At 47.6% G+C, this 22,602-nt stretch carries 16 protein-coding genes, 2 tRNA genes and 1 other RNA gene; 5 read left to right on the forward strand and 14 right to left on the reverse strand.

Annotated elements, in window-relative coordinates; translation table 11 throughout:
• Nucleotides 1-318: 318 nt before the first annotated feature.
• Both ACEPSU_RS08830 and ACEPSU_RS08835 read right to left on the reverse strand, forming a co-directional pair.
• A complete protein-coding gene (locus ACEPSU_RS08830; protein ID WP_260340239.1) occupies nt 319-2,160 on the reverse strand; it encodes an ABC transporter ATP-binding protein in 1,842 nt (613 codons plus the stop codon).
• On the reverse strand, nt 2,153-3,886 hold the full coding sequence (locus ACEPSU_RS08835) for an ABC transporter ATP-binding protein (RefSeq protein WP_395323355.1): 1,734 nt from the start codon (nt 3,884-3,886) through the stop codon (nt 2,153-2,155). The genes ACEPSU_RS08830 and ACEPSU_RS08835 overlap by 8 nt, the downstream gene beginning before the upstream one ends.
• Nucleotides 3,887-4,055: 169 nt before the next feature.
• On the opposite strand from ACEPSU_RS08835, the gene ACEPSU_RS08840 reads away from it, so the two are divergent.
• Nucleotides 4,056-4,385 carry a hypothetical protein gene (locus ACEPSU_RS08840; RefSeq protein ID WP_020090429.1) on the forward strand — a complete coding sequence of 110 codons (330 nt, stop codon included), beginning with the start codon at nt 4,056-4,058 and terminating at the stop codon, nt 4,383-4,385.
• Nucleotides 4,386-4,527: 142 nt separating this feature from the next.
• On the opposite strand, the gene ACEPSU_RS08845 is transcribed toward ACEPSU_RS08840, so the two are convergent.
• The 4 genes from ACEPSU_RS08845 to ACEPSU_RS08860 all read right to left on the reverse strand — a co-directional run bounded on the left by ACEPSU_RS08845 (nt 4,528) and on the right by ACEPSU_RS08860 (nt 7,008).
• The gene (locus ACEPSU_RS08845; protein WP_020090428.1) at nt 4,528-4,734 is read right to left on the reverse strand and encodes a hypothetical protein; all 207 of its coding nucleotides are present in this window, start codon (nt 4,732-4,734) and stop codon (nt 4,528-4,530) included.
• 100 nt (nt 4,735-4,834) lie between these two features.
• Complete coding sequence (locus ACEPSU_RS08850; protein WP_395321155.1) at nt 4,835-5,074, reverse strand: GGDEF domain-containing protein; 240 nt, start codon at nt 5,072-5,074, stop codon at nt 4,835-4,837.
• An 18-nt stretch (nt 5,075-5,092) separates the two neighbouring features.
• A complete protein-coding gene (locus tag ACEPSU_RS08855; protein ID WP_056944246.1) occupies nt 5,093-6,013 on the reverse strand; it encodes an IS30 family transposase in 921 nt (306 codons plus the stop codon).
• 35 nt (nt 6,014-6,048) lie between these two features.
• Nucleotides 6,049-7,008, reverse strand: coding sequence for a GGDEF domain-containing protein (locus ACEPSU_RS08860; RefSeq protein WP_395321156.1), 960 nt, complete (start codon nt 7,006-7,008; stop codon nt 6,049-6,051).
• 285 nt (nt 7,009-7,293) lie between these two features.
• Here ACEPSU_RS08860 and ACEPSU_RS08865 point away from each other — a divergent pair, with 285 nt between their 5' ends.
• Both ACEPSU_RS08865 and ACEPSU_RS08870 read left to right on the forward strand, forming a co-directional pair.
• Complete coding sequence (locus ACEPSU_RS08865) at nt 7,294-7,971, forward strand: EAL domain-containing protein (protein WP_395321158.1); 678 nt, start codon at nt 7,294-7,296, stop codon at nt 7,969-7,971.
• A gap of 372 nt (nt 7,972-8,343) precedes the next feature.
• A complete protein-coding gene (locus ACEPSU_RS08870) occupies nt 8,344-10,119 on the forward strand; it encodes a SpaA isopeptide-forming pilin-related protein (RefSeq protein WP_395321159.1) in 1,776 nt (591 codons plus the stop codon).
• Between the two features lie 242 nt (nt 10,120-10,361).
• Here ACEPSU_RS08870 and ACEPSU_RS08875 read toward each other — a convergent pair.
• Nucleotides 10,362-10,434: transfer RNA gene (locus tag ACEPSU_RS08875), tRNA-Gln, on the reverse strand.
• 180 nt (nt 10,435-10,614) lie between these two features.
• Here ACEPSU_RS08875 and ACEPSU_RS08880 point away from each other — a divergent pair.
• A tRNA-Glu gene (locus ACEPSU_RS08880) sits at nt 10,615-10,688 on the forward strand.
• 419 nt (nt 10,689-11,107) lie between these two features.
• On the opposite strand, the gene ACEPSU_RS08885 is transcribed toward ACEPSU_RS08880, so the two are convergent.
• The 7 genes from ACEPSU_RS08885 to ACEPSU_RS08915 all read right to left on the reverse strand — a co-directional run bounded on the left by ACEPSU_RS08885 (nt 11,108) and on the right by ACEPSU_RS08915 (nt 21,909).
• Nucleotides 11,108-12,028, reverse strand: coding sequence for an IS30 family transposase (locus ACEPSU_RS08885; RefSeq protein ID WP_056944246.1), 921 nt, complete (start codon nt 12,026-12,028; stop codon nt 11,108-11,110).
• A gap of 185 nt (nt 12,029-12,213) precedes the next feature.
• Nucleotides 12,214-15,237, reverse strand: a complete 3,024-nt coding sequence (locus ACEPSU_RS08890; RefSeq protein WP_395321160.1) for a YfhO family protein — start codon at nt 15,235-15,237, stop codon at nt 12,214-12,216.
• Between the two features lie 360 nt (nt 15,238-15,597).
• The gene (locus ACEPSU_RS08895; protein WP_020090322.1) at nt 15,598-16,944 is read right to left on the reverse strand and encodes a glucose-6-phosphate isomerase; all 1,347 of its coding nucleotides are present in this window, start codon (nt 16,942-16,944) and stop codon (nt 15,598-15,600) included.
• Nucleotides 16,945-17,075: 131 nt separating this feature from the next.
• A complete protein-coding gene (locus ACEPSU_RS08900) occupies nt 17,076-17,942 on the reverse strand; it encodes a GRP family sugar transporter (protein ID WP_395361506.1) in 867 nt (288 codons plus the stop codon).
• A gap of 185 nt (nt 17,943-18,127) precedes the next feature.
• Nucleotides 18,128-19,276, reverse strand: a complete 1,149-nt coding sequence (locus ACEPSU_RS08905; RefSeq protein WP_395321162.1) for a class I SAM-dependent methyltransferase — start codon at nt 19,274-19,276, stop codon at nt 18,128-18,130.
• A 435-nt stretch (nt 19,277-19,711) separates the two neighbouring features.
• On the reverse strand, nt 19,712-21,178 hold the full coding sequence (locus tag ACEPSU_RS08910) for an ATP-binding protein (protein WP_395361508.1): 1,467 nt from the start codon (nt 21,176-21,178) through the stop codon (nt 19,712-19,714).
• Nucleotides 21,175-21,909, reverse strand: coding sequence for a response regulator transcription factor (locus ACEPSU_RS08915; protein ID WP_020090326.1), 735 nt, complete (start codon nt 21,907-21,909; stop codon nt 21,175-21,177). Before ACEPSU_RS08915 ends, ACEPSU_RS08910 begins: the two co-directional genes overlap by 4 nt.
• Nucleotides 21,910-22,176: 267 nt before the next feature.
• Between ACEPSU_RS08915 and ssrA the strand changes: the two genes are divergently transcribed.
• Nucleotides 22,177-22,547: a transfer-messenger RNA gene (ssrA, locus tag ACEPSU_RS08920) on the forward strand.
• Nucleotides 22,548-22,602: the final 55 nt, after the last annotated feature.

Below are 22,602 nucleotides of genomic sequence, written 5' to 3' on the forward strand. Positions count from 1 at the left end.
CAACAAGCGAAAAAAGAGGCCGCAGACATCGCTGTCCACGGCCTCTCAATTTAAATTTAATTCACCGGTCGAAATATTCGGCATCACCTGAACTGGCTAACACTCGCTAAACACCTATGTTAGCCGGAGGAGGTCAGAGATGTCGCCAGCCGTGACGAGGGCCTTAGCTGACGTTTCTCAGTCAGGTTAGGCCCTGGGACGAGCTTGAAAACGCATGAACTTTGCGGTTTCAAGTCGAGGTCCAAGACCGCGCCTTGGCTTGGACCGGTCCCCACAGCAGGCAGAATCTCTGACAGCCGCAGGCGTACAACTTAGGTGTTAAGCCAAGTTGTTGCCGGCGAATTGGCTGTTGTAGAGGTCGGCGTAGAAACCATCGGCCGCCAGCAAGCTGTCGTGGTTCCCCGTTTCAACAATGTGCCCGTGATTCATGACCACAATGTTCTCCGCGTTTTGAATCGTGGACAAACGGTGCGCAACCACGAAACTAGTCCGGCCCGCCAATAAGCGTTCCATCGCGTGTTGAATCAGCATTTCTGTCCGGGTATCAACCGAACTCGTGGCTTCATCCAGAATTAAGACATCTGGGTCAGCTACGAAGGCCCGCGCAATCGTCAATAATTGCCGTTGCCCTTGAGAAATGTTCGTTGCGGCTTCATTCAGCACCGTGTCGTAACCCTCTGGTAACTGGCGGATGAAGGTGTCCGCGTGTGCTGCCTTAGCAGCCGCGTAAACTTCTTCCTCGGTGGCGTTCTCACGACCGTACCGAATGTTATCGAAGATCGATCCGGTGAAGAGCCAGGTATCTTGTAGCACCATCGCGAAATGTTTCCGCAATTCGGCCCGCGCAACACTATTGGTATTTTCACCACGGTACTTGATCTGCCCAGAACCCACGTCGTAGAAACGTTCCAGCAAATTAATGATGGTCGTCTTCCCGGCACCGGTTGGCCCAACAATCGCGACCATTTCGCCCGGTTTGACCTTCAGATTGAAGTCTTCAATCAGCGGGTTCTTAGGATCGTATTGGAAGGCCACGTTATCAAATTCAATGACGTTGCCCGCATCAGCCGTGTGCTCTGGTAAGGCAGCATCGGCAGATTCATCCATATCGGTTTCATCCAAGACCGCAAAGACCCGTTCGGCAGACGCAATCGTCGCCTGAATCGTGTTGGTCAGGTTGGCCATCTGGGTGATCGGTTGGGAGAATTGGTTGGTATATTGCAGGAAAGCCTGCACGTTCCCCAAGCTAACTTGCCCATTAGCAACCTGAATCCCACCAATAACGGCAACGGCCAGGTAGTCCAAGTTCTTCACGAAGTTCATCAGTGGGAAGATCAGACTGGAAACAAATTGCGCCTTCCAGGCAGATTGATAATACTTCCGGTTGTGCTCTTCGAATTGTTCCTGTGTGGCGTGTTCCCGATTGAACGTCTTCACAACGGTATGACCCGCGTAAGTCTCTTCAACCGTATCGTTCAGTAATCCCAAGTTCTTCTGTTGACTGGCGAAGAACCGTTGGGACTTGGGAGCGACGATCATCACAACGACCAGACTCAGTGGCACTGAAATCAAGGCCACTAACGTCAACCAACCACTAATGGTCAGCATCATGTAAAGGACCCCGAAGAACGTCAGAACACTCGTCACCATTTGCGACAGTGTCTGTTGCAGTGTGCCCCCGATGTTATCCATATCGTTAGCCATCCGGGACATTAAGTCCCCGTTACTATGAGTATCGTAGTAACCGATTGGCAGGTGTTGCATCTTCTGCTTCAAGTCACGCCGAAGTTGGTACACAACCTTCTGCGCGATCCAGTTCATGATAACCTGTTGGATCACGTTGAAGACTGCGGCAGCGGCGTACATGATTCCCACGACCAGCAAAATTTGACCAATTTTGTCAAAGTTCACGGGTAAGCTGTGAATCGGCAACCCCGCCTTCAACTCAGCTTGGCCCTTCATCACGCCTTTAAAGAGTTCCGTGGTGGCTTTCCCTAAAATCTTAGGCGTCTTAATTTGTAAAATAACGGCAATTGCGGCAAAAATCAACACAATCACAATTCCTGGAATCCAGCGGCCCATATAACGGAAGAGCCGAATCGTCGTGCCCCAGAAACTTTGTGGCCGCTGTTTAGTTGCGGATCCGCGTCCATTACGCATCGACGACTTCCCCCTTTCGGAGTTGTGAGTCCAGAATTTCTTGGTACGTTTTGTTGGTAGCCTTAAGTTCATCGTGCGTGCCTTGACCCACGATCTTCCCACCATCGATGACTAAGATCAGGTCAGCATCGGCAACGGTGGAAACCCGTTGCGCGACAATGACGGTGACCCCGTTTTGAACCTGTTCATCCTTCCGCAGATCCTGTCGCAGTAAGGAATCAGTCTTGAAGTCCAAGGCTGAGAACGAGTCATCAAAGATGTAGACGCTGGCAGGCTTCAAAATGGTCCGCGCAATGACCAGTCGTTGTCGTTGCCCACCGGAGAAGTTATCCCCGTCCTGTTCAACGGTCGCGTCCAGGCCACCCTCTTCTTTAACGAAGTCGCTGGCCTGAGCCACGTCTAAGGCGTGCCAAATTTGCTCGTCAGTCGCGTCCGGCATCCCATAGACCATGTTGCTCCGAATTGTTCCGGAGAACAGCACAGCCTTCTGTTGGGTAATCGAAATGGCCCCGTGGATGTCGTGTTGGCTCACGGCGGTCAGTGCGGTCCCGTTCAGACGAATTTGCCCGCTTTCGGGATCGAACAACCGTGGAATCAGGTTAACCAGCGTGGATTTCCCAGAACCAGTCCCCCCAATAATCGCCACCGTCTGGCCAGCCGTTGCGCTAAAGTTCACGTCAGTCAATGCCAATTCCTCGGCACCGGTATAACGGAAGTTCACGTGATCAAAGGTCAAACTAGCGGCTTCATCCGTTAAATTAGCGGGTTGGTCGGCATCGGTGATCTTTGACTTTAGGTCCATGACTTCGTTGATCCGTGCAGCGGACGCCTGGGCCCGCGGAACGAAGACGAAGATCATGGAAACCATCATAAAACTAATCAGAATCTGCGTGGCATAAGTCATGAACGCCACCATGTTCCCGACGGCCATCGATTGACTCGCAATCAATTGCCCCCCATACCATACGATACCAATGTTGGTGCCACTGATAATCAGTGTGATAATTGGGAACATTAAGGAAACAATCATGAAAACTTTAATCCCGGTCTGCGTGTAATCTTGGTTAGCCCCTTCAAACCGGTCTTGTTCAAACTGATCTTGATTGAAGGCCCGGATGACCCGGACCCCAGTCAGACCTTCACGGAACGTCAGGTTAATCCGATCAATCTTCTTCTGTAAGCTCTTAAATAACGGCACGGCAAAGTACATGATGGCACCGGTAAAGATAGCCAATACCGGTAACGCCACCAAGAAGACCAGCGTTAATTTAGGACTCTTGACGTAGGCCAGTACCCCGGCTCCGATCAACATGATTGGTGCCATCAACATCATCCGCAGCATTTGGACCATGACGTTTTGAATCTGAACCACATCGTTGGTCGTCCGCGTAATCAGTGAGGCATTCCCCACCGTTTCAAACTCTTCGGTCGAGGAAAACGTTACTTTCTTAAACAGTGATGATCGAATTCGTTGGCCCATCTTCTGTGATTGGGTCGCTGCATAGTAAACGTTACCTGCGGACCCGAGCACCCCGATAAAGCTCAGCAAGAGCATTTTACCACCGGTCTGCCAGATGTAACCAATGTCGTTTTGCGCAATCCCTTTATCAATAATATCGGAGGTTAACGTCGGCAACGAAAGATCACAGATAACTTGAATGATCATAAAGCCCACAGCAAGGACCACTGCCCACCAGTCCAAGTGTTTACGGGCAAGTCGCATCATTGAATTTTGGCCTTCTTTCTCTATTTGCTCTCTGGAAACTGTATAAACTACATATGCGATAATTATACTCGCCTGAAATTCGTTTGCAATAACTGATTATCTCTTGGCGAAGCACTGGTAAACCTGAAAATATTTGTTACAATATAGACATCGAAGGGAGAAAAGAACTGTGGCGAGCAACTCAGATTCGATCTATAACGTTTTATCATACATTCACCGACACCAAGACAAGGTTAACTTTATCCCCCAACCCAACAGCAATGTTGTCAGCGTCGGGGTTCCCGATACGGTCCCAGTGGCTAACGCCGATATTTATTTCCCGGAGAACAACCTCCTGGTCAACCGCATGGGTGCAGATTTCCTAGCCAAGAACGGCGACCTGCTGGACGATTTCTTTGAACGGACAAACAGTTCAAAGCTCGACTACCAACAAGTCTGGATTACCACCGGTTACGTCACGAGTGAACACACCTACCTCGTAGAAATGTCATTTGAATAGCGAACCGTCTAGAAAGCCCCGACCAGCGTCGCGGCTTTTTTTAATACCCTCAGCACCCCATTTAGATAGACAAAACGCCCAGAACGATTGTGTTCTGAGCGCTTTTCAATTTATAAAATTTAGATGATGCTGGGGGCTTAGCCTAACTGAACAAGGCGTGTGAGGCCCAGACGCCACCACCGATGACCAACGCAGCAACGATGAAGAAGCGGAAGAATGCCGCAAACGCAACGAAGACGATGGCCCCGATAATGAGCGTTCCCACGATACCTAATAGCCAGCCTGCCAAGCCGAACATCAGTCGCAACAGCGGGAATAGCAGTAATAACAAAAGTAATAATAAAATCACGGTGATCGCTCCAATCCGTCATGAACCTGCCATGACTAGAAGACCATTTTACACGATAGCCGCCTAGTTTTCACGAATTCGCGCTCAGTTTAACCAAAAATTAGCCAACCGTAATCTGCTGCCGGCCGTTTTGTTTCGAATGGTATAAGTTAGCATCGACACGCTTGTAAAAGTCCAAGGGGTTGCTGTCCTTCACGCTCAACGCGGAGACCCCTACGGAGATGGTCACGTTGATATCCACATCATTGTAGGAAATGGTCAGATTCTTCACGGCATCGAAGACTTGCTGGGCAACTTCCCTGGTCTGGTCTACATCATAATTGGGAAAGGGAGATTGCAAGAATTATCCGAACACTTATTAGAACCTCATCTGTTCCCAGAAGACCTCTAATGGTGTACGCCAATTCAAGCATTCTAATGGCATGGTGTTCATTTTCCAATTGATATCGACCAGTTCTTCATCAGTAATATCTTCGATGGGCCGCCCTTTAGGAACAAAACGCCGTAATATTTTGTTTCGTTGCTCATTAGTTCCACGTTCATGAGGAGAATAGGCATGCGCAAAGTACATAAGCTTGCCCGTTTCGTCTTCGAATTCTTGATATTTGGCGAATTCCTTACCATGATCGACCGTAACGGTTTTAAAGTTATCTCCCAACAAGCTAGCAATATCCACTAATACAGCTTTCATCGCACCACTATCGCGTCCAGATAAACGGCGAGTGATGGTTAAACGTGAGGCGCGGTCAACCACTGTGGCCAAAGCTTGACCTTTCTTTTTCCCGGATAGAACAGTGTCCGCCTCGAACTGACCAATCGTCTTGCGACCGTTGTTAGTTCGCTCTTCAATTGATCGACCACAAGCAGCCTTACCGCGAGTTTCATGGCTACGCTGGTAACGAATAGCTCTATCAGGCAACTCCTCAGAGGTGATTTCTAAGCGGCCCTGAGCTAACCAATTATAGAAGTTTCGCTTAGCCTCACCGGTTAATTGTGCAATTTGTGCAAAAGAGAGATGCCGTACACGAATCCCCTCAGTAATAAAATCATTGAGATTTGCGGTCAAGTTGGTTTTTCTTCCCCGCTGAGTGCGACGCGAAGTTGTTTGATTCTGAGCCGCCGTAGCAGAGTATGGCTGGTCCCGTAAACGATGTAGTTCATAAGAGATGGTCGAGACGCTCCGATTAAGGTGTCGCGCAATTGATCGCAGTGATTTTGCGGAATCATGCCAATCTTGGATGACAGCTCGTTCTTGAAATGATAAAGTAGACTTACTCATAGAGGTTCTCCTTTGATAGTGTTGTGGTAATTCTATTAAAGGCCTCTATGGGCTTTTTTGTCTACAAGTGTTCGGTTATATTTTACAATCTCCCGAAAAATAATGTTGAACTCTTCCCCACCGGTTCGATACAGGACAACTTTAGGGTCAATGGCTTTCAATGTGCTAGCCACGGTACTGGCAACCCGCTTGAGCACTTCATCCCCCGCAAGATGACCATACGTATCGTTAACGCACTTGAAGTGGTCGATATCAAACATCACCATCGACAGATCCGTATCGTGACCCGCACTCCGCCGAAATTCATAGCCGATTGCCCGATCATAGGCGGCGAAGTTCTGGACTTTAGTCAATGCATCCCAGTTGGCCGATTGGAACAGCCGATCCTTGATCCGGCGATCCTTATCCTGAATCTTAAAGTAGCCGTACATCAGCGACACCAGGATCATATAGTTAATCATCTCTTCGGCATACGTGCTCCAAGAGAGGTTAAACCGCACTTTGACCAAATACCACAGCGGTAATGCAAAACCTAAAGCGACGGTCGCGTAACGCGTAAACGGCCAACGCCACAAGTGGGTACTCTGTACGTAAGAAAAAACGTAGAAGACTACAAATAAGCCCGTATAGACCCATGACAGGGGTTGGCTAATATTACCATTGAGGAGCATGAACGCAATCCCAGCTAATACAATTAACCAATAGGGAATGCGCACCTGCAAGAAGTATGCGACAAAAATCAATAAAATTAATTGAAAGTTGGTAAACGTCCACGACAACTGACTATCGCGCACGATGAGTTGAAGCGCAAAGACTGAAACGACCGCACATGTTGTCCCCACGGCGACCCGAATATTTTTAATGTTAACTGGTTTGTTCTGTGACTCCGCCTTAGCCGTCACCCAATTTAAAATTGACCAGTACAGGGTGATCACACCTAAAACGAAAAAGATACTAGTGATCATTGGTGGTACTAACCAAACTGACCAAGTCATCTGATCAATCTCCTTGCTATTCGGTAATTTCCCACGATGGGAAGCGTTATTCATGTCACGTCAGTAATCACTAAATAACATTGCCAATAATATGAAATAATATACTAGTCTTACTATAATCCAAACTGCTTGATAATGCCATAGCTCTTTGTCACTCCAATAAGTTAACCTGTAACACCAAAATTTCAGGCACCGTTTCCCTTCTTTTTGTAAAACCCCTATTCTATTTCCTTCAAATAAAGTATGATGGAAGCAGACAGACTAAAAAAGGAGGATCACGAGATTATGTATCGCTATTTTTTACAGCCCCAATTAGACGTTTTAAACAACTCGCTCATCGGCTATGAATTGCTGATTCGGCAGCAAGTTGACGGCAAATGGGTCCTCCCGCACAACTTCGAATCGATTCCGATCGACATCCAGGCCGACCTGATCGCACGGACCGCCCAAAAACTAATGTTAAAGATTGGCTCCGTATCATTTAACGTTAATCAACGGCAATTCATCGATCCAACCATTGCTCAAGCCATCATCAAGGCACAGGTTCAAATTTATCCCGTTAATTTGGTACTCGAGGTTACTGAAGAAGTGACGGATAAGAAGGTCACGAACAAGCAAATCATTGACCAAGTCCGCTACTTTGACGAGCACGGCATTCAATTAAGCTTGGACGATATTGGTACCGGTGTCAATACGTACGACCATTTGGAACCCATCTTGTCCTACGCGAGCGAAATTAAATTTGCCATGCAAAACTTCCGGCAAGAAGGCCGCGAAGATGAAATTCCAGAAAACTTAAAGTTCTGGAAGAAGATTGCCAAGCAATACAAGTTACGGTTGATTCTTGAAGGTGTCGAGAACCAGGCAGAAGGCGACATGGCCGACGATCTGGAACTCGATCTGCGTCAGGGTTGGTTCTACGGCAAGCCCCACCTGTTCAAGCTAGACGGTGACACATTTTAATTCAGCCTCACCACGTCATTCCACGGAATGGCGTTTTTTATTGCCTAAATTCTACCAGAACCTTTTCCGTTTGCAACCTTTAATCCGTTAATTAAAATGTCCATCAAATCGCTTAGCATCAACGTTAGTGGCACGATTATTTTGATAAATTCAACTGAATAACAACATTAAATGGCGGTTACGCTGCAATCTTACTTCAACCCCACTCTTTTTTTCTCACAGATGCCCTACTCTCTCAGATTGTCACTATAGTAAATACAGAGCAGTGGATGAAATGTCTTAAATAAAGTATTTCCAACACTAGCAGTTATTCTGATTGATATTTGATCAACCAGTGGACTGCAAACACTAGTGGATTGGAGGAGGATTACGATGCAAAGAAAGAAAGCCAATATAATCATTGGCATCCTGATAGCCATTTTCATTTTCTTTATCGGGGGTATCGGTGTTAGCTCAGTCACTGCTCACGCCAAGAATATCGACGTCTCCGGTTTAGGTGAAAACGATGCGGTTATTACGGACGTCAATGGTAAGGTCATTCCCAACGGTAGTGACCTCAGTAAGTGGGATACCTACTCGCTTGACTACAAGTGGGGCATTCCTGATGGCGTAACCATCCAAGATGGCGATACGGCAACCGTTACTTTCCCTCATACTGCTGTGGGTCGGCGGGATGTCACCTTCCCACTCTACGATGATAGTGGCCGTAAGATCGGGACATTTTCAATCAAGGAAGGTGAAAACACTGGGACCATCACCTTCAACGATACGCTGTCCAGTACCGCGACTAACCGCAATGGTGAACTGCATTTCTACGTCAAAGGGACGGAAGAAAATGCCAACGTCGGCCTCGATTGGGGAATCAACAAGATCGGTTGGGTTGCTGAACGTAATTCGGATGGATCGCCAGCATTGCTCACCTGGAATATTGCGTTCAACCCTAACAGTACCCATTTAGGGCAAACCGTGATCACCGATAACCTGGGTCCTGGTCAGACCTACGTTCCCGGGAGCGTCCACGCGCAAACTGGGAAGTTCGACAATACGGGTAGCTTCGCCGGTGACGGCGGCTCCATCACGCCTAGTGTCGAAGCCAGCAACAGCACCGTCATCTTCACCTTTGATGACGTAACGACTGCGGTTAACATGACTTACCACACCAAGCCAGATATCTCGGGAACCGGTGGTGCTTGGAAGAACAACGCCACTTTAAACGGTCAAACCGTTGGCTCGCAAATCGTTTGGGGCGGTAGTGGTACCGGTAACGGTGATAATGGCAGCGATGGTGGCTCCGAAGAAGGCGACTCTGGTGTCGTCAAGCTAACGAAGACCGACAAAGCCACCGGTAATGCCTTGGCTGGCGCCGTCTACGAAATCCGGGATGCCGCTACTGGCAACGTCATTGCGACTAAGACGACAGACGCCGAGGGCACCATCACTTACGGTGGACTAGCCGCTGGTAACTATCAATTCATTGAGATTAAAGCACCCGAGGGCTATGAGCTGGATCAGACGCCAATTCCGTTTGAGATCAAAGCAGGTTCTGCTGCTGAAGTCAGTGTTGCCGCTGTGGATATCAAATCACCCGGCATTGCAGGCCCCGAAGAACCCGGGACAACCACACCACCGACGAATCCAGAAAATCCTGAGAACCCTGAGAATCCTGGGAATCCTGGGAATCCTGGGACGACAACGCCACCAATCACGACGCCAACCAACCCAGAAAATCCTGGGACAACGGAACCAACGCCAGAGCCAACCCCTTCCGTCAAGCCGCCAAAGCCAACGAAACCAGTAAAGCCTGTGAAGCCCGTAAAACCTGTAAAGCCAAACAAGCCAATGATTCCGACTAAGCCAATCACCCACCACCCTGGTTCTAACCAAGGCAGTGGCAACGTCACGATTGGCGGTGCTGGTAGTAACATCTCCGGATCAAGCAATGGCGCCGCAACCAATAGCTATGGTTCAGGGACTGGGACTCAAGCTGCTGGAAACGTTAAGCCAAGTGTAGCCGCGGGCAAGACCTACGTGGGTGGCAAGTTGCCACAAACTGGGGAACGCAAGACTAGCAGTTGGATTCTAACCATTGCTGGAATCGCTCTGTTAATCACGGCTAGTGGTCTCTGGTTCCATCAGAAACGCCACTAATTTAAAAACTAAGCCTGAGGTATAGGCGTCATTGCTTATACCTCAGGCTTAGTTTTTGCCTGCCAGTAGACTATTTAGTTAATCTGCAGAAGTGAATGTCCTTTTGAATGTCTTTGGCTGTCCTTTTGGCTATACTGGCTCCGGATTTGGCTCCGGTTTACGGTAAATTGTGCTTTTGAGAAAAACAAAAAAGCCGTCATATCAACGTTTTCACATTGACTGACGACTACGAATGTTATCGATTGGGTATACTGGGCTCGAACCAGTAACTTACGGATTCAGAGTCCGCTGCCTTACCAATTTGGCGAATACCCAATAAGGCTCGTTGTCGAAACAACTATTTAATATTAACTTGTTTGGATATTAGTGTCAACCAGTTTTCCTGAAAAAGTTCGGCAAACTGTATGAATTCCCATTTCAATGTAATTTTATGCAGAGAATTATTGACAATTTTCCAGGAATAGCGTACATTAGTAATTGCCTAGTTAATGACATTGCCCGCTGGTCAAACTGGTTTAAGACGTCGCCCTCTCAAGGCGGAGTTACGGGTTCGAGCCCCGTGCGGGTGATCAGTAGTTCACACGATAGCCTTAAAACGTTGATTTATCAGCGTTTTGAGGCTTTTATTTTTGCCAAAAATCAACAATCTTGTGAGTATAAATTTAATTATATATTATTAACAATTAAATAGATAAACTTCTTGCCAATCTCCCCTGACTTCGGTAAACTTGGGTCAAGTTATCAACCTAGTCTGGAGGGAAATTAATTTGAAAAAGTTACCGCATGCTCGCCCAGTATCTTTACGAATTTCTCATCGCCATTCCACTTTGTCAGCTCGTCCAAGGTTACAGTCATGATGGGCCGTCGCCAGACACCACCCCACCACTACCTATTCGCAGAACTCGTATTTCTAATTATTCTGTTTACCGTATTGGCCTGGGATTTTTTCAATTACAACGGGAGATTGCAAGAATTATCCGAACACTTATTAGAACCTCATCTGTTCCCAGAAGACCTCTAATGGTGTACGCCAATTCAAGCATTCTAATGGCATGGTGTTCATTTTCCAATTGATATCGACCAGTTCTTCATCAGTAATATCTTCGATGGGCCGCCCTTTAGGAACAAAACGCCGTAATATTTTGTTTCGTTGCTCATTAGTTCCACGTTCATGAGGAGAATAGGCATGCGCAAAGTACATAAGCTTGCCCGTTTCGTCTTCGAATTCTTGATATTTGGCGAATTCCTTACCATGATCGACCGTAACGGTTTTAAAGTTATCTCCCAACAAGCTAGCAATATCCACTAATACAGCTTTCATCGCACCACTATCGCGTCCAGATAAACGGCGAGTGATGGTTAAACGTGAGGCGCGGTCAACCACTGTGGCCAAAGCTTGACCTTTCTTTTTCCCGGATAGAACAGTGTCCGCCTCGAACTGACCAATCGTCTTGCGACCGTTGTTAGTTCGCTCTTCAATTGATCGACCACAAGCAGCCTTACCGCGAGTTTCATGGCTACGCTGGTAACGAATAGCTCTATCAGGCAACTCCTCAGAGGTGATTTCTAAGCGGCCCTGAGCTAACCAATTATAGAAGTTTCGCTTAGCCTCACCGGTTAATTGTGCAATTTGTGCAAAAGAGAGATGCCGTACACGAATCCCCTCAGTAATAAAATCATTGAGATTTGCGGTCAAGTTGGTTTTTCTTCCCCGCTGAGTGCGACGCGAAGTTGTTTGATTCTGAGCCGCCGTAGCAGAGTATGGCTGGTCCCGTAAACGATGTAGTTCATAAGAGATGGTCGAGACGCTCCGATTAAGGTGTCGCGCAATTGATCGCAGTGATTTTGCGGAATCATGCCAATCTTGGATGACAGCTCGTTCTTGAAATGATAAAGTAGACTTACTCATAGAGGTTCTCCTTTGATAGTGTTGTGGTAATTCTATTAAAGGCCTCTATGGGCTTTTTTGTCTACAAGTGTTCGGTTATATTTTACAATCTCCCCAACTAAAAAAGTCACGTTGCCATTTACGCAACGTGACCTCATGTCAGCATCCCCCGTCTCAAACGAGAGGTGCTTTTAATTTACCCTAATTTAACGTCGTTTCCGCCAGCACCAGTAGCTATAGCCGCCAGTCACCGCAAGAGTCAGCGCCCCAACGACCGTCATGACGATCCCGATACGTTGTCCTGGTGTGTGATAAGTCAACTCGATCTTATGCTCACCAGCGGCCACACGTGCGCCTACAAAACCCACATTGACCTTGGTGATAGCTTGCTTCTTACCATCCACCGTCAACTGCCAACCCGTATTGTACGGAATCGAAGTTGTCAGCACACTAGCCTGCTGTGCACGTGAGGTCCCCGTAACCCGGTCATTCTTCACGTTTAAGCCCTGTAAGCCTTGGTGCTTGAGCTGTGACATCCGCTGGTCGTATCGGCTACCAAATGGCACCGCAATGAGCTTAGCCGACTTGAAAGACAAGCTCTTAACGCCTTGGAACGTCAACTTGATATTCTTCCGTGCTTTAGCAGAATAGCCCAAGTTCAACAGAACGTGGTGCTTTTCTTGATAGTCCGACAAGTTCGACTGCCCAAACTGACTGAAGCTTGAGACGTTGTTGGCCGTTGTTGCCGTGACTGAATAGGCACCATCGCTCATATTCCACAGACCGGACCGCAACTGATTGATTCGTTCAATCCCAGAAAACGCCTGGTTACTGAAGACCTTCGTGTTCTTCTTTGCTTGGTACTTATCCTTTACACTCAGTCGTTCAGCCTGAATCCCGTCAAGCTCCAAGTACAACTCAGTCCCCTTATTCTGCTTAGGATGCTTGAGATGTAGCTTGTAATTGACTGGTAAATTCTGATTATCACTAACCATCTTATGCAGCGACTTCTGGTTAGCCAACGCGTTTTGTTTCAGTGCTGTGCGGTTCTGTCCCGTCAATTGTTCCAAACGGCCCTTATCATCAGTAATGTTCACCGACCGGTCCTGATTGGTCTGCATCAACGAAGACTTGGTCGTTGTGATCAGATCAGGATCCATTTGGTTCCCTTGTTGCCGGAACTTCATGACCTGTTGCAGACTATCAATTACGGTACTGTTATCCGCCTTAGTCGCGTAGCCCAGCTCACGATTCTGGCTATGGTATGTCGTTGTTGGCACCCCCTTCGCCTTTTTATCAACGAGGGCACCATACGTCAACGCCTGCTCCTTATCGCTCCCATTAAGCTGCTTGAACTGCTTAGCACTTAACTGCTTGGTCTGCAGGTAAGCCAACGGCAAGGCATTCTTAGACTTCAAAATAACCGTATCATAGTTGTTCCCCAAATCATGGACGGGTTCATCCTGATACTTGAGAATCGTCCCGTTCTTTTTGACCGGCTGGTAGCCGTAAGGGAATCCTTGTGTTTTCAGTTGATTACTCCGCGCAAAAATGTAGTTGACCCCCAACAGATTATTCATGGTGGTCCGACTATCCGCTTGGTTAATCGGTTTGTTCATCTTAAATTGTGAGTTCGCCAGTTCTTCACTAAAGTTCCCCACGGACCCATCTTGAATGGAGAAGTAAGACATGATATCGTGAGCGCCCAGATTCATCCCCATGTTGGTCTTGGCCTCATTACTAAAGTAATAGTACTTGCTAATAGAACTCCGCTTAAAGCCAGGTTGGGCCTTCACGTAACTCTCAGCCCCATCATAGAAGTTCTTCTGGAATTTCGTCGCCACGCCTCGATGCAGCAATTGGTTGCTGGCACCGCCAGAATTGGGACTAAAGTAACCGTAGCCGTTAGCGATGATATTCAGACTGAGCAAGGCTAGCAACGTCCAGATGACCTGATGACGCGACCACTGATAGAAGTGGCCGACCACGATAGCCCCCAACGTTAGTAGAAGCAACCCGTAGATCACAAAGTCATGGGGCTGATTGCTGAAAATAAAGCCGTTAGCAGCCCAGACTAATCCTAGGAGGAACAGTGTCCCCACAATCATGGCTGAGAGATCACTGCGGTCGATCCGCGGCAAAGCGTCAATGAAGTACATCACTGACAGACTGAAGGCTAAACACCCCAGTAACAACCACCGCTGTGATGGCGTCGTTCCCCCGTTCATTACGGCTGCGACTTCTGGCAGTAGTGACCCAATCACTAAGATCAGTAGACCCACGTCGAACCACAGATAGCGCCGCGCATGCCGCACAACGTACATCAAGCTCAGGAAGGTCAGCCCAGCTAAACCTAAGTTAGCCCAGAAACGCATCGCATTTCCAGTTGTCACCAGCGCATTAGGCAACCGCAGATAGTAATTCAACGGATAAACGAAGTAACCATTGGCAAAGTTCCCCGTCGCCCGGGTTGAAGTGAAGACCCCAATCAGTGACGGAATAAAGATGATGCCGGCCAATAAGAAACCGAGCAAGCCAGCGCCGACTAATTTGAAGATCAGCGGCCAGCCCTTCTGCGCAATCGTTTCGCGGACCGTCAGATAGCGCAGCACCGCGTAAACCAAGCTCCCAATCGCCAATATGTAGGCAAAATAAAAGTTGCTGACAAGTGCCAATCCCGTAAAGATCGCCAATGGCACCCACGTCTTCCCCTGATAGACGTGGTCAATACCATAAGCTAACAATGGAAATAGAATCATCGGCAGTAAGAAGAATGGGTGCCGGATGCTAACGTACAGAGAGTACCCCGTAAACGTGTAAGTCAATGTCCCCAGTAATTGACTCCCCGGTTTGAAGCCTCGTTGCCGCGCAAACAACATGAACGCCAAGCCACTCACATATAGCCGCAAGAGAATCAGCAGGTTATAGCCCAGCTCAATGCTATGCTTGGGGAAGAACCAAATTAGATAACTGAATGGATCTCCAAGGACATAATAAGAGAAGGTCGTCATTTTGTCTGCGCCTAAGCCCAGATTCCAAGACCACCCTGATAGACTTCCCTCATGAAGCCAGGTGTAGAACTTTTCCAATACAGGATAATGTTGTGCCAGGCCGTCCCCTTCCCAGATGAACGACTTGCCTGTCAGAATGAAGATACCGTAGAGACAGACGACTAGCACAATAAAGATCAGCGTATAAATCCAATAGTTTTTCTTTGAAACCTTCAACATATTCTCTCCCTTAAATTAATAATCCCTAGTTCTCCGTTTGACACAATAATTAAACTGTTAATATTCCCCTTACTAATATTACTGGGACGTTGCCAACATCTCAAGGGATACCACGAATCTGTAATCAAAACTTCACGTCTCGTAATATTTTAACCACTAACTCAGTATCCACTTGACCACCGCTAAAGACGGTAGTCGTGAGATGTGTTCCCCGCGTCACGCGCAATAGAACTAATTCTAGCATAAGCACGCCATTGACCCAACCGTTCATTCACCGAACTAACCGGCTCGGACCGTCGCTGAAAACAAAAAGACTCCCAGCCCAAGCGAGCTAAGAGTCTCCATTAAGTTTAAGTTAAATTAAAGTCGAGCGTTTAATTCTTTGCCTAACTTTTCAAAACCAGGCTTACCCAACAGGGCAAACATGTTGGTCTTGTAAGCTTCAACACCAGGTTGGTTGAATGGGTTGATCCCGTTCAAGTAACCAGAAACACCGATAGCAACTTCAAAGAAGTAGATCAGGTAGCCCAACGTGTATGGCGTCGTATCTGGAATATGAACACTCATGTTAGGTACACCACCATCGGTATGGGCCAATACAACCCCTTCAAAGGCCTTTTGGTTCACAAAGCCCATGTTCTTACCTTGGAGGTAACCTAAGCCATCGAGGTCATCTTCAGCCGTTGGCACGTCAACGTCGGTCCGTGGCTTGTCGATCATAACGACCGTTTCCATCAACGTCCGTTGACCTTCTTGGATGTATTGACCCAAGGAGTGCAAGTCAGTACTGAAGTTAGCAGAAGATGGGTAAATCCCCTTTTGATCCTTACCTTCGGATTCACCGGTTAACTGCTTCCACCATTCTGCCAGGTACTGCAGACGTGGTTCGTAGTTTTCCAGTAATTCTGTCGTGTAGCCCTTACGGTACAAGATGTTCCGCAATGCGGCATATTGGTAAGCTTCGTTCTTAGTTAAATCAGGGTTCGTGTAGGCGTCTTGAGCGTCAGCAGCACCTTGCATCAGTTCATCGATGTTGGCACCAGAAGCAGCGATAGGTAATAACCCAACAGCACTTAACACGGAGTAACGACCACCGACACCATCAGGGATGATGAAGGTTTCGTAACCAGCAGCGTCGGCTTCAGTCTTGAGGGCACCACGCGCTTTGTCAGTCGTAGCGTAAATCCGGCTCTTCGCACCGTCTTCACCGTACTTCTTGACCAACATGTCCTTGAAGATCCGGAAGGCGATAGAAGGTTCCGTCGTGGTCCCGGACTTGGAAATCACGTTAACGGAGAAGTCACGGTCGCCGATCAAGTTGATCAGATCGTGAACGTAGTCAGCACTGACGGAGTTCCCTGCAAAGAAGACTTGTGGGGCGTTCCGCTTGTCGGCTGGCAAGTAGTTGAAGAACGTGTCGTTCAAGAAATCAACGGCCATCTTAGCACCCAGGTAAGAACCCCCGATACCGATAACGACCAATACAGCAGAGTCTGATTGAATCTTCTTTGCTGCAGCCTTGATGCGGCTAAATTCTTCCTTGTCGTAGTCCTTAGGTAACGTTAACCAGTCGCGGAAATCGCTACCAGCACCGGTACCTTGGCGTAATTCGGCGTCAGCCGCCGTCACCATTGCTTGCATTTCTCCTAATTCGTTGTCATGAACAAATGGTTCAAGTTTCGAAAGATCAAAGGCGATATGTGCCATATTAAGAAAACCTCACTTTTATTGTTATTGACTAGTCCATTATAACGCAACCACCCGGAAAGTAAATGGTCTAGTCCACATTTTTTCAAAAATAAAAAGGTCAGCAACCATCGTTACTAACCTCATGTAAACTATTTCATTAAACCAAGGGTTACCCCACCAGCAACAACGAGGAGTGAACCAATCGTGATGTAGACCATTTCGCGGCCAGTCTTCTTTTCGCCCAATAACCAGATGCTCCCGAAGGTGGAAATAACGATCCCACACTGTGCTAAGGAGTAGCTAATTGCCAGTCCAATCGATGGAATAGCCATGAACATGAAGAAGTTCCCGACACCCCAGACAATCCCGGTCATAATGTTCTTGGCGGTTGCCTTGTGCATCACCTTTTGATGGGAGAACAGGACGAAAATCGTAGCGCCCAAGATCATTCCCAGTGATTGAGGGAAGATGACCGTCTGGGAAGGTAACCCAGATGCGTTAACGATAACCGTGTATAACACGTAACCAATCGTTGAAATAATAATAGCAGTAGCACCTTTACCAGCTTGCATGGGTTGCCCTGCAGCCGAGGCCTTAGCCTTGGAATCACGCAGAGATGTCAGTGCAGCCCCAGCAATCAAGACGATAACGGCGATAGTCCCCATCGTCACCATCCGGGTGGTCTTCCATTCGTGGAACAGCAGTACCCCTGCGAGCGCCGTCCCGACTAACTGCAGACCAGTTGAGATTGGCACCGTCCGTGAAATACCGATGAACTTCATGGATTGGAATTGTTCAAACTGACCAACGGACCAGCAGAGACCGGAAGCGACCCCAACGATCATCGCCATGCCTGAGATTGCCGTGTGAAAATAAAAGACTGAAAACAAACCGAATAAAACGGCCCCGGCGGTCATTCCCAATGCTTGTTGATACGATGTCCCGCCAAGTTTCCCACTGATTAATCCAATACTTCCCCAACAGACCGTGGGGATCAAAGCTAGTAAAATACCCATTTGTAAACCTCAACTCTCGTTTCAATTCTAGTTCTTTTTCTTGTAAGCGTTTTTTATTTAGCATTAGTAAGTCTACTGTTTTCGATTCTAAATGTAAACTATAAATACTTAAGAAAAACCCCAATCGGTAAGTGGTCTATCTTACCGGTTGGGATTAATTGCAATTATTTTCAATCTGTTTTCAATTATTCAACGGTGAGCTGAACACCCTTTAAAGCCTCGCTATGACGGTCGGCATGGTTAGTCAAGAAATCATTTGGTGAAAGATACGTATTGGAAACAGTTACATGACCGGTATAATTTTGCATTGCGTCACTGATCGTATCCCGCAGACGCTTCATGGAATACATCAGTGTCGTCGTGGTAACGACCACTTGTGACCCCGGTTGTGTCAGCTTCAAGGCTTGTTCGATCAATTCTTGCAAGTCTTGTTCCAAGGTGAAGGATTTCTTCTTTCCCCGGATGAAAGCAGGTGGATTAATGAAAATGGTGTCAAACTTCAAGTCATGCTTGATGGCGTAGTCCAAATAGTTGGCAACATCCATCGTCCGCATTTCAACAGCCGCTTGGTCAAAGTTGTTGGCTGCCAATTGGGCTTGAATCGCCGTGGTTGCCCGGTTCGTTGGGTCAACCGTGATGGCTTCGATAGCGCCACCGATCATCGCAGCCGTTACCAAGCCAGTTTCGGCACTGTACAGGTTCAAGATCCGACGTTGTTGGCTAGTTGCCTTGGCCCAGGCCCGAATGTCTCGGAATTCTAAAGCTAATTGTTGCCGGCCGACGGTTAAGTCAACGGGATAAGTTACCCCGTTTTCCAAGATTTCGGCAGGTTGGTCGCCAAAGTCGCCACTCACCAGTTGTAAGTGTTCTTGGCCAGGCAGGTCAGCCAAAATTGTTTGGCCCTTACCCATAATCCGTTCAAAGGCTGCATAGATCAGCTTGGACTGTTGCTTGATGGCCGTGTTTAACCAACGGAAAACATACTTGCCGTTGAACACATCCACAATCAAGCCACCTAACCCGTCACCAGTCCCGTTGAATAACCGGTAAGCTGGCGTTTCTGCAAAAGCCGACCGTTTAGCAACTGCGGCCCGGAACTTGCTGGTAAAGAAGCGTTCATCAATATCTTCGTTTTCGCGCAAACTCATGACAAAGCCGATGCCGCGATGTTGCTTGGCAAAGTAGGCTGTGGCCACAAAATGGCCGTGATTTTCTAATTGGACCCAAGCACCGTTGTCGAAGTCCTTGGCATTTTCTAAATCAGTTAAAGATACGATGGGATAGCCGTCCTCGAACTTACGGACGGACTTCCCGGTAATTTGTACTCGTTTCAAAAGTTTCCTCCTTAATGGTTCCCCTCATTGTATCACGAGAACGCGATAAACACAGCAACGGTTTGGTATGAATTACATTGAGCAAATTTTCGCCTTGCCGGGGATGCAAATCAACCGGGACGCGGTGGGCGGACGCCCAGAGCCAGGAAGCGGTCTCTGAGCTTGCTTTGAGCCTCTGAGGACCGAGTCTCAAAGACACCAATTGTCTAAGCGGCAAGAAACGCCACTAAGACAATTCCCACGGCCGAGTTGATTTACACCCCCTCACGGCTGACACAGACTCACACCAACGATAGACTTCCGAGTTAATCAACGTTCATCGCACAACCTGATAATAAACACTGTCTGTTATCGTGTCTCTTGCATTTAACGGCATCGACACCTAGAATTAATCCCTTGAAATTTGGGTGGTTGTGCACCAATTAACACACCGCACTAATCCGTCTTGACGCGTTCTGAATTTGTCTGGTGCTGATCTGGGAAAATAACGGTGAAGGTTGTACCGACATTTTCCTTACTGGTGACGCTGATCTTACCATGGTGGAGCTGTACCAATTGGTGGACGATTGACAGGCCTAGGCCGGATTCACCGTACTTGGTGTTCTTCCGTGAAGGGTCAGCCTTGTAGTACCGTTCCCAGATATTCTGCAACTGCTCGTCACTCATCCCCATCCCAGTATCGGCAACCTTGACGATGGTCTCCTCGTAACCCCGCTGAGCGGAAATGGTAACCGTCCCATCGCGGGTAAACTGGATGGCATTTTGTGTAATGTTAAACATAATTTGAACAAAACGGTCATAATCAGCGTACACGGGAATTTCCTTGGGTGACTGTAACTCAAGCACATCCCCACTGTCATCGGCCTTTTGTTTTAATTGTTCTACTATATTATGGAGCGCATCTACCGCATTGAACTCGTGAAGGTTGAGCGAGATCTGGTTGGAACGAATCTTTTCGTAGTCTAAATTCTCATTGACCAATCGAATCAACCGGCTCGTTTCACTCCGCATCAGGTCGATACTTTCTTCCTTACTTTCCTCCGGAATGGCGTCGTAAGCCAGTCCCTCCAACAATCCGTTGATGGTCGTCAGTGGCGTTCGCATTTCGTGCGATGCATTGGCCATAAATTTGCGGCGTCGTTGTTCCTGGCGTTGAATCTCTTCTTGTGAATCCTTTAGCGAGTGGGCCATACCATTGAAATCGTTGATCAGATCATCAATTTCATCGCGGTTCTTACTGGTCATCTCAACATCGTAATTTCCTCGTGCAACCTGATTGGTAGCCTTTCGTAGCCGGTTGATCCGTGACGTATAGTACCGCGCCAGGATGTAGCTGGCAACAATAGCGACCACAATGGAAACCAGTAACGCACGAATCAGATTACGGTTGATCTGATTGACACTAGTATTGATGTCGGAGACAAACGCCCCCATCACCACGACCGCCACAAGCTTGTGATTGTAGAAGTAAGGTTTCATCACCTCAGTCATAGCCGGACTCACGCGACCGTCCTTGTTCCGCACGCGCCGGTCAACCACTTTGTGAATGATCTGGTTATTCTTCAGTTTTTTCCAATCAGTCTGCTTGATTGACTGCTGATACACGCTGGCTGGAAAAACCACTCTGTTGCTAGCACTGTAGATCGTCGTACTGACCGCCTGGTTTTGCAGCAACTGTTCGCTGTTCTCTAGAGCCGTGGTATCAAAGTTAACCGCGTTGCCGTCTTGTGAACTAATCCGTAAAGACTGTTCAATCAAACTGTTTGAATACTTTTCGAGTGAATTCCAGGTGTTACTGTAGACCATGTGCCGGGTCATTTGTGAGTAGGACACACCCATGATGATCAGGATAATCATGATTGCTGCAAAGAACCCCAGCATTTGTTGATACATTAACTTCATTGCTGATCTGCTCCACTATCATCAAATTTATAACCCACCCCCCAAACGGTTTGAATAATCTGGGGGCCAACCTTCTCAATCTTTTGTCGTAATTTCTTGATGTGCGCGTCCACGGTCCGTTCATCACCGTAGTATTCATAGTCCCAGACCAGCTGCAAGAGCTGCTCACGGGAGAAGACTTGACGGGGCTTCTGTGCTAAGGTCTTTAACAAGTCAAATTCCTTCGGCGTTAAATCATGAATCTGCTGACCATTTAGGTAAGCTTCCCGCGTCTTAGTGTTGAGTTTAAAATTCTCCGTAACCACATCAAAGGATTCCGTGTCGTCCAACGGTGCCGTCTCAGCGCCCTTGCTAATGGGACCCAATCCGGCTCGTCGATGAAGCGCCTTGATCCGCGCAATTAAGGTGATGGGACTAAATGGCTTGGTGACGTAATCGTCCGCTCCCATTTCCAGTCCCAAGACCTGATCACTCTCGGAATCCCGGGCCGTCAACATAATGATGGGCACGGTCGGCGATAATTTTCGAATCTCCGCACTCACCTGCATCCCATCCAGTCCGGGCAGGTTCAGGTCAAGCGTGACCATGTCCCAATCGTTAGGTGTGGCCTTAAACATTTCAACAGCTTCATTACCATCATAAGCAAACTCAGCATCCCACTGTTCCTTCTTAAAGAACATGGACATCATTTGTGATACTGAATGGTTGTCTTCAATCATTAATAACTTCATTGCTACCTCCAAAGGTCGGGCTACTATATTCGGAGCCGGCAAAAAGGTTGTGAGTCATAGTGCCCTAAAACTACTCGGTTAACCAGAAGCTTCCATGATGGAATCATGAAGTTTCTGTAACTTTTGCCAGCGAGCCTGAGCCGCCTGGTTCCTTACCTGCCTATTATACTATACTGAATACAAGTTTTTTTCCTTTAATTCGGTCCCACTGGGCAAAATTGTTTGCACACGGCTAGGGGTATGTTAAACTAGATGAGTATTGTTTATGGGGGCGTTCTGGATTCGACTGGTATAGGTTGAAGCTTGACTGCGCGCCGTAGCGGCATCTACGTTAAAAGGTCCAGTTTATTATAACTGCAAAAAATAATAACAATTCTTACGCTTTAGCTGCTTAATAGGCGCTTAACGTAGATCCTCCTAGGCTTGTCCGTGGTCTAGATCTGGGTCCTAAATTTAACGGACTTACGTTAACGACTCCCACCTGAAGTACGTTAGAAGAGAAAAATCAGGTTAGCTGTTCATGTTGGCCCTGACAGGCGGCAAGTTGTTCAGCGAAACTTTAAGTAGTCTGCCTATGCGTGTAGACGTTAAGTTGGCAATATGCTAGGACGCGGGTTCGATCCCCGCCGCCTCCATCGATTAACCCGTTAGTTGCGCGACTAACGGGTTTTTATTTTGCTTAAAAATCTGGAC

The organism is Levilactobacillus parabrevis (assembly GCF_044051715.1).
Lineage (GTDB): Bacteria > Bacillota > Bacilli > Lactobacillales > Lactobacillaceae > Levilactobacillus > Levilactobacillus parabrevis.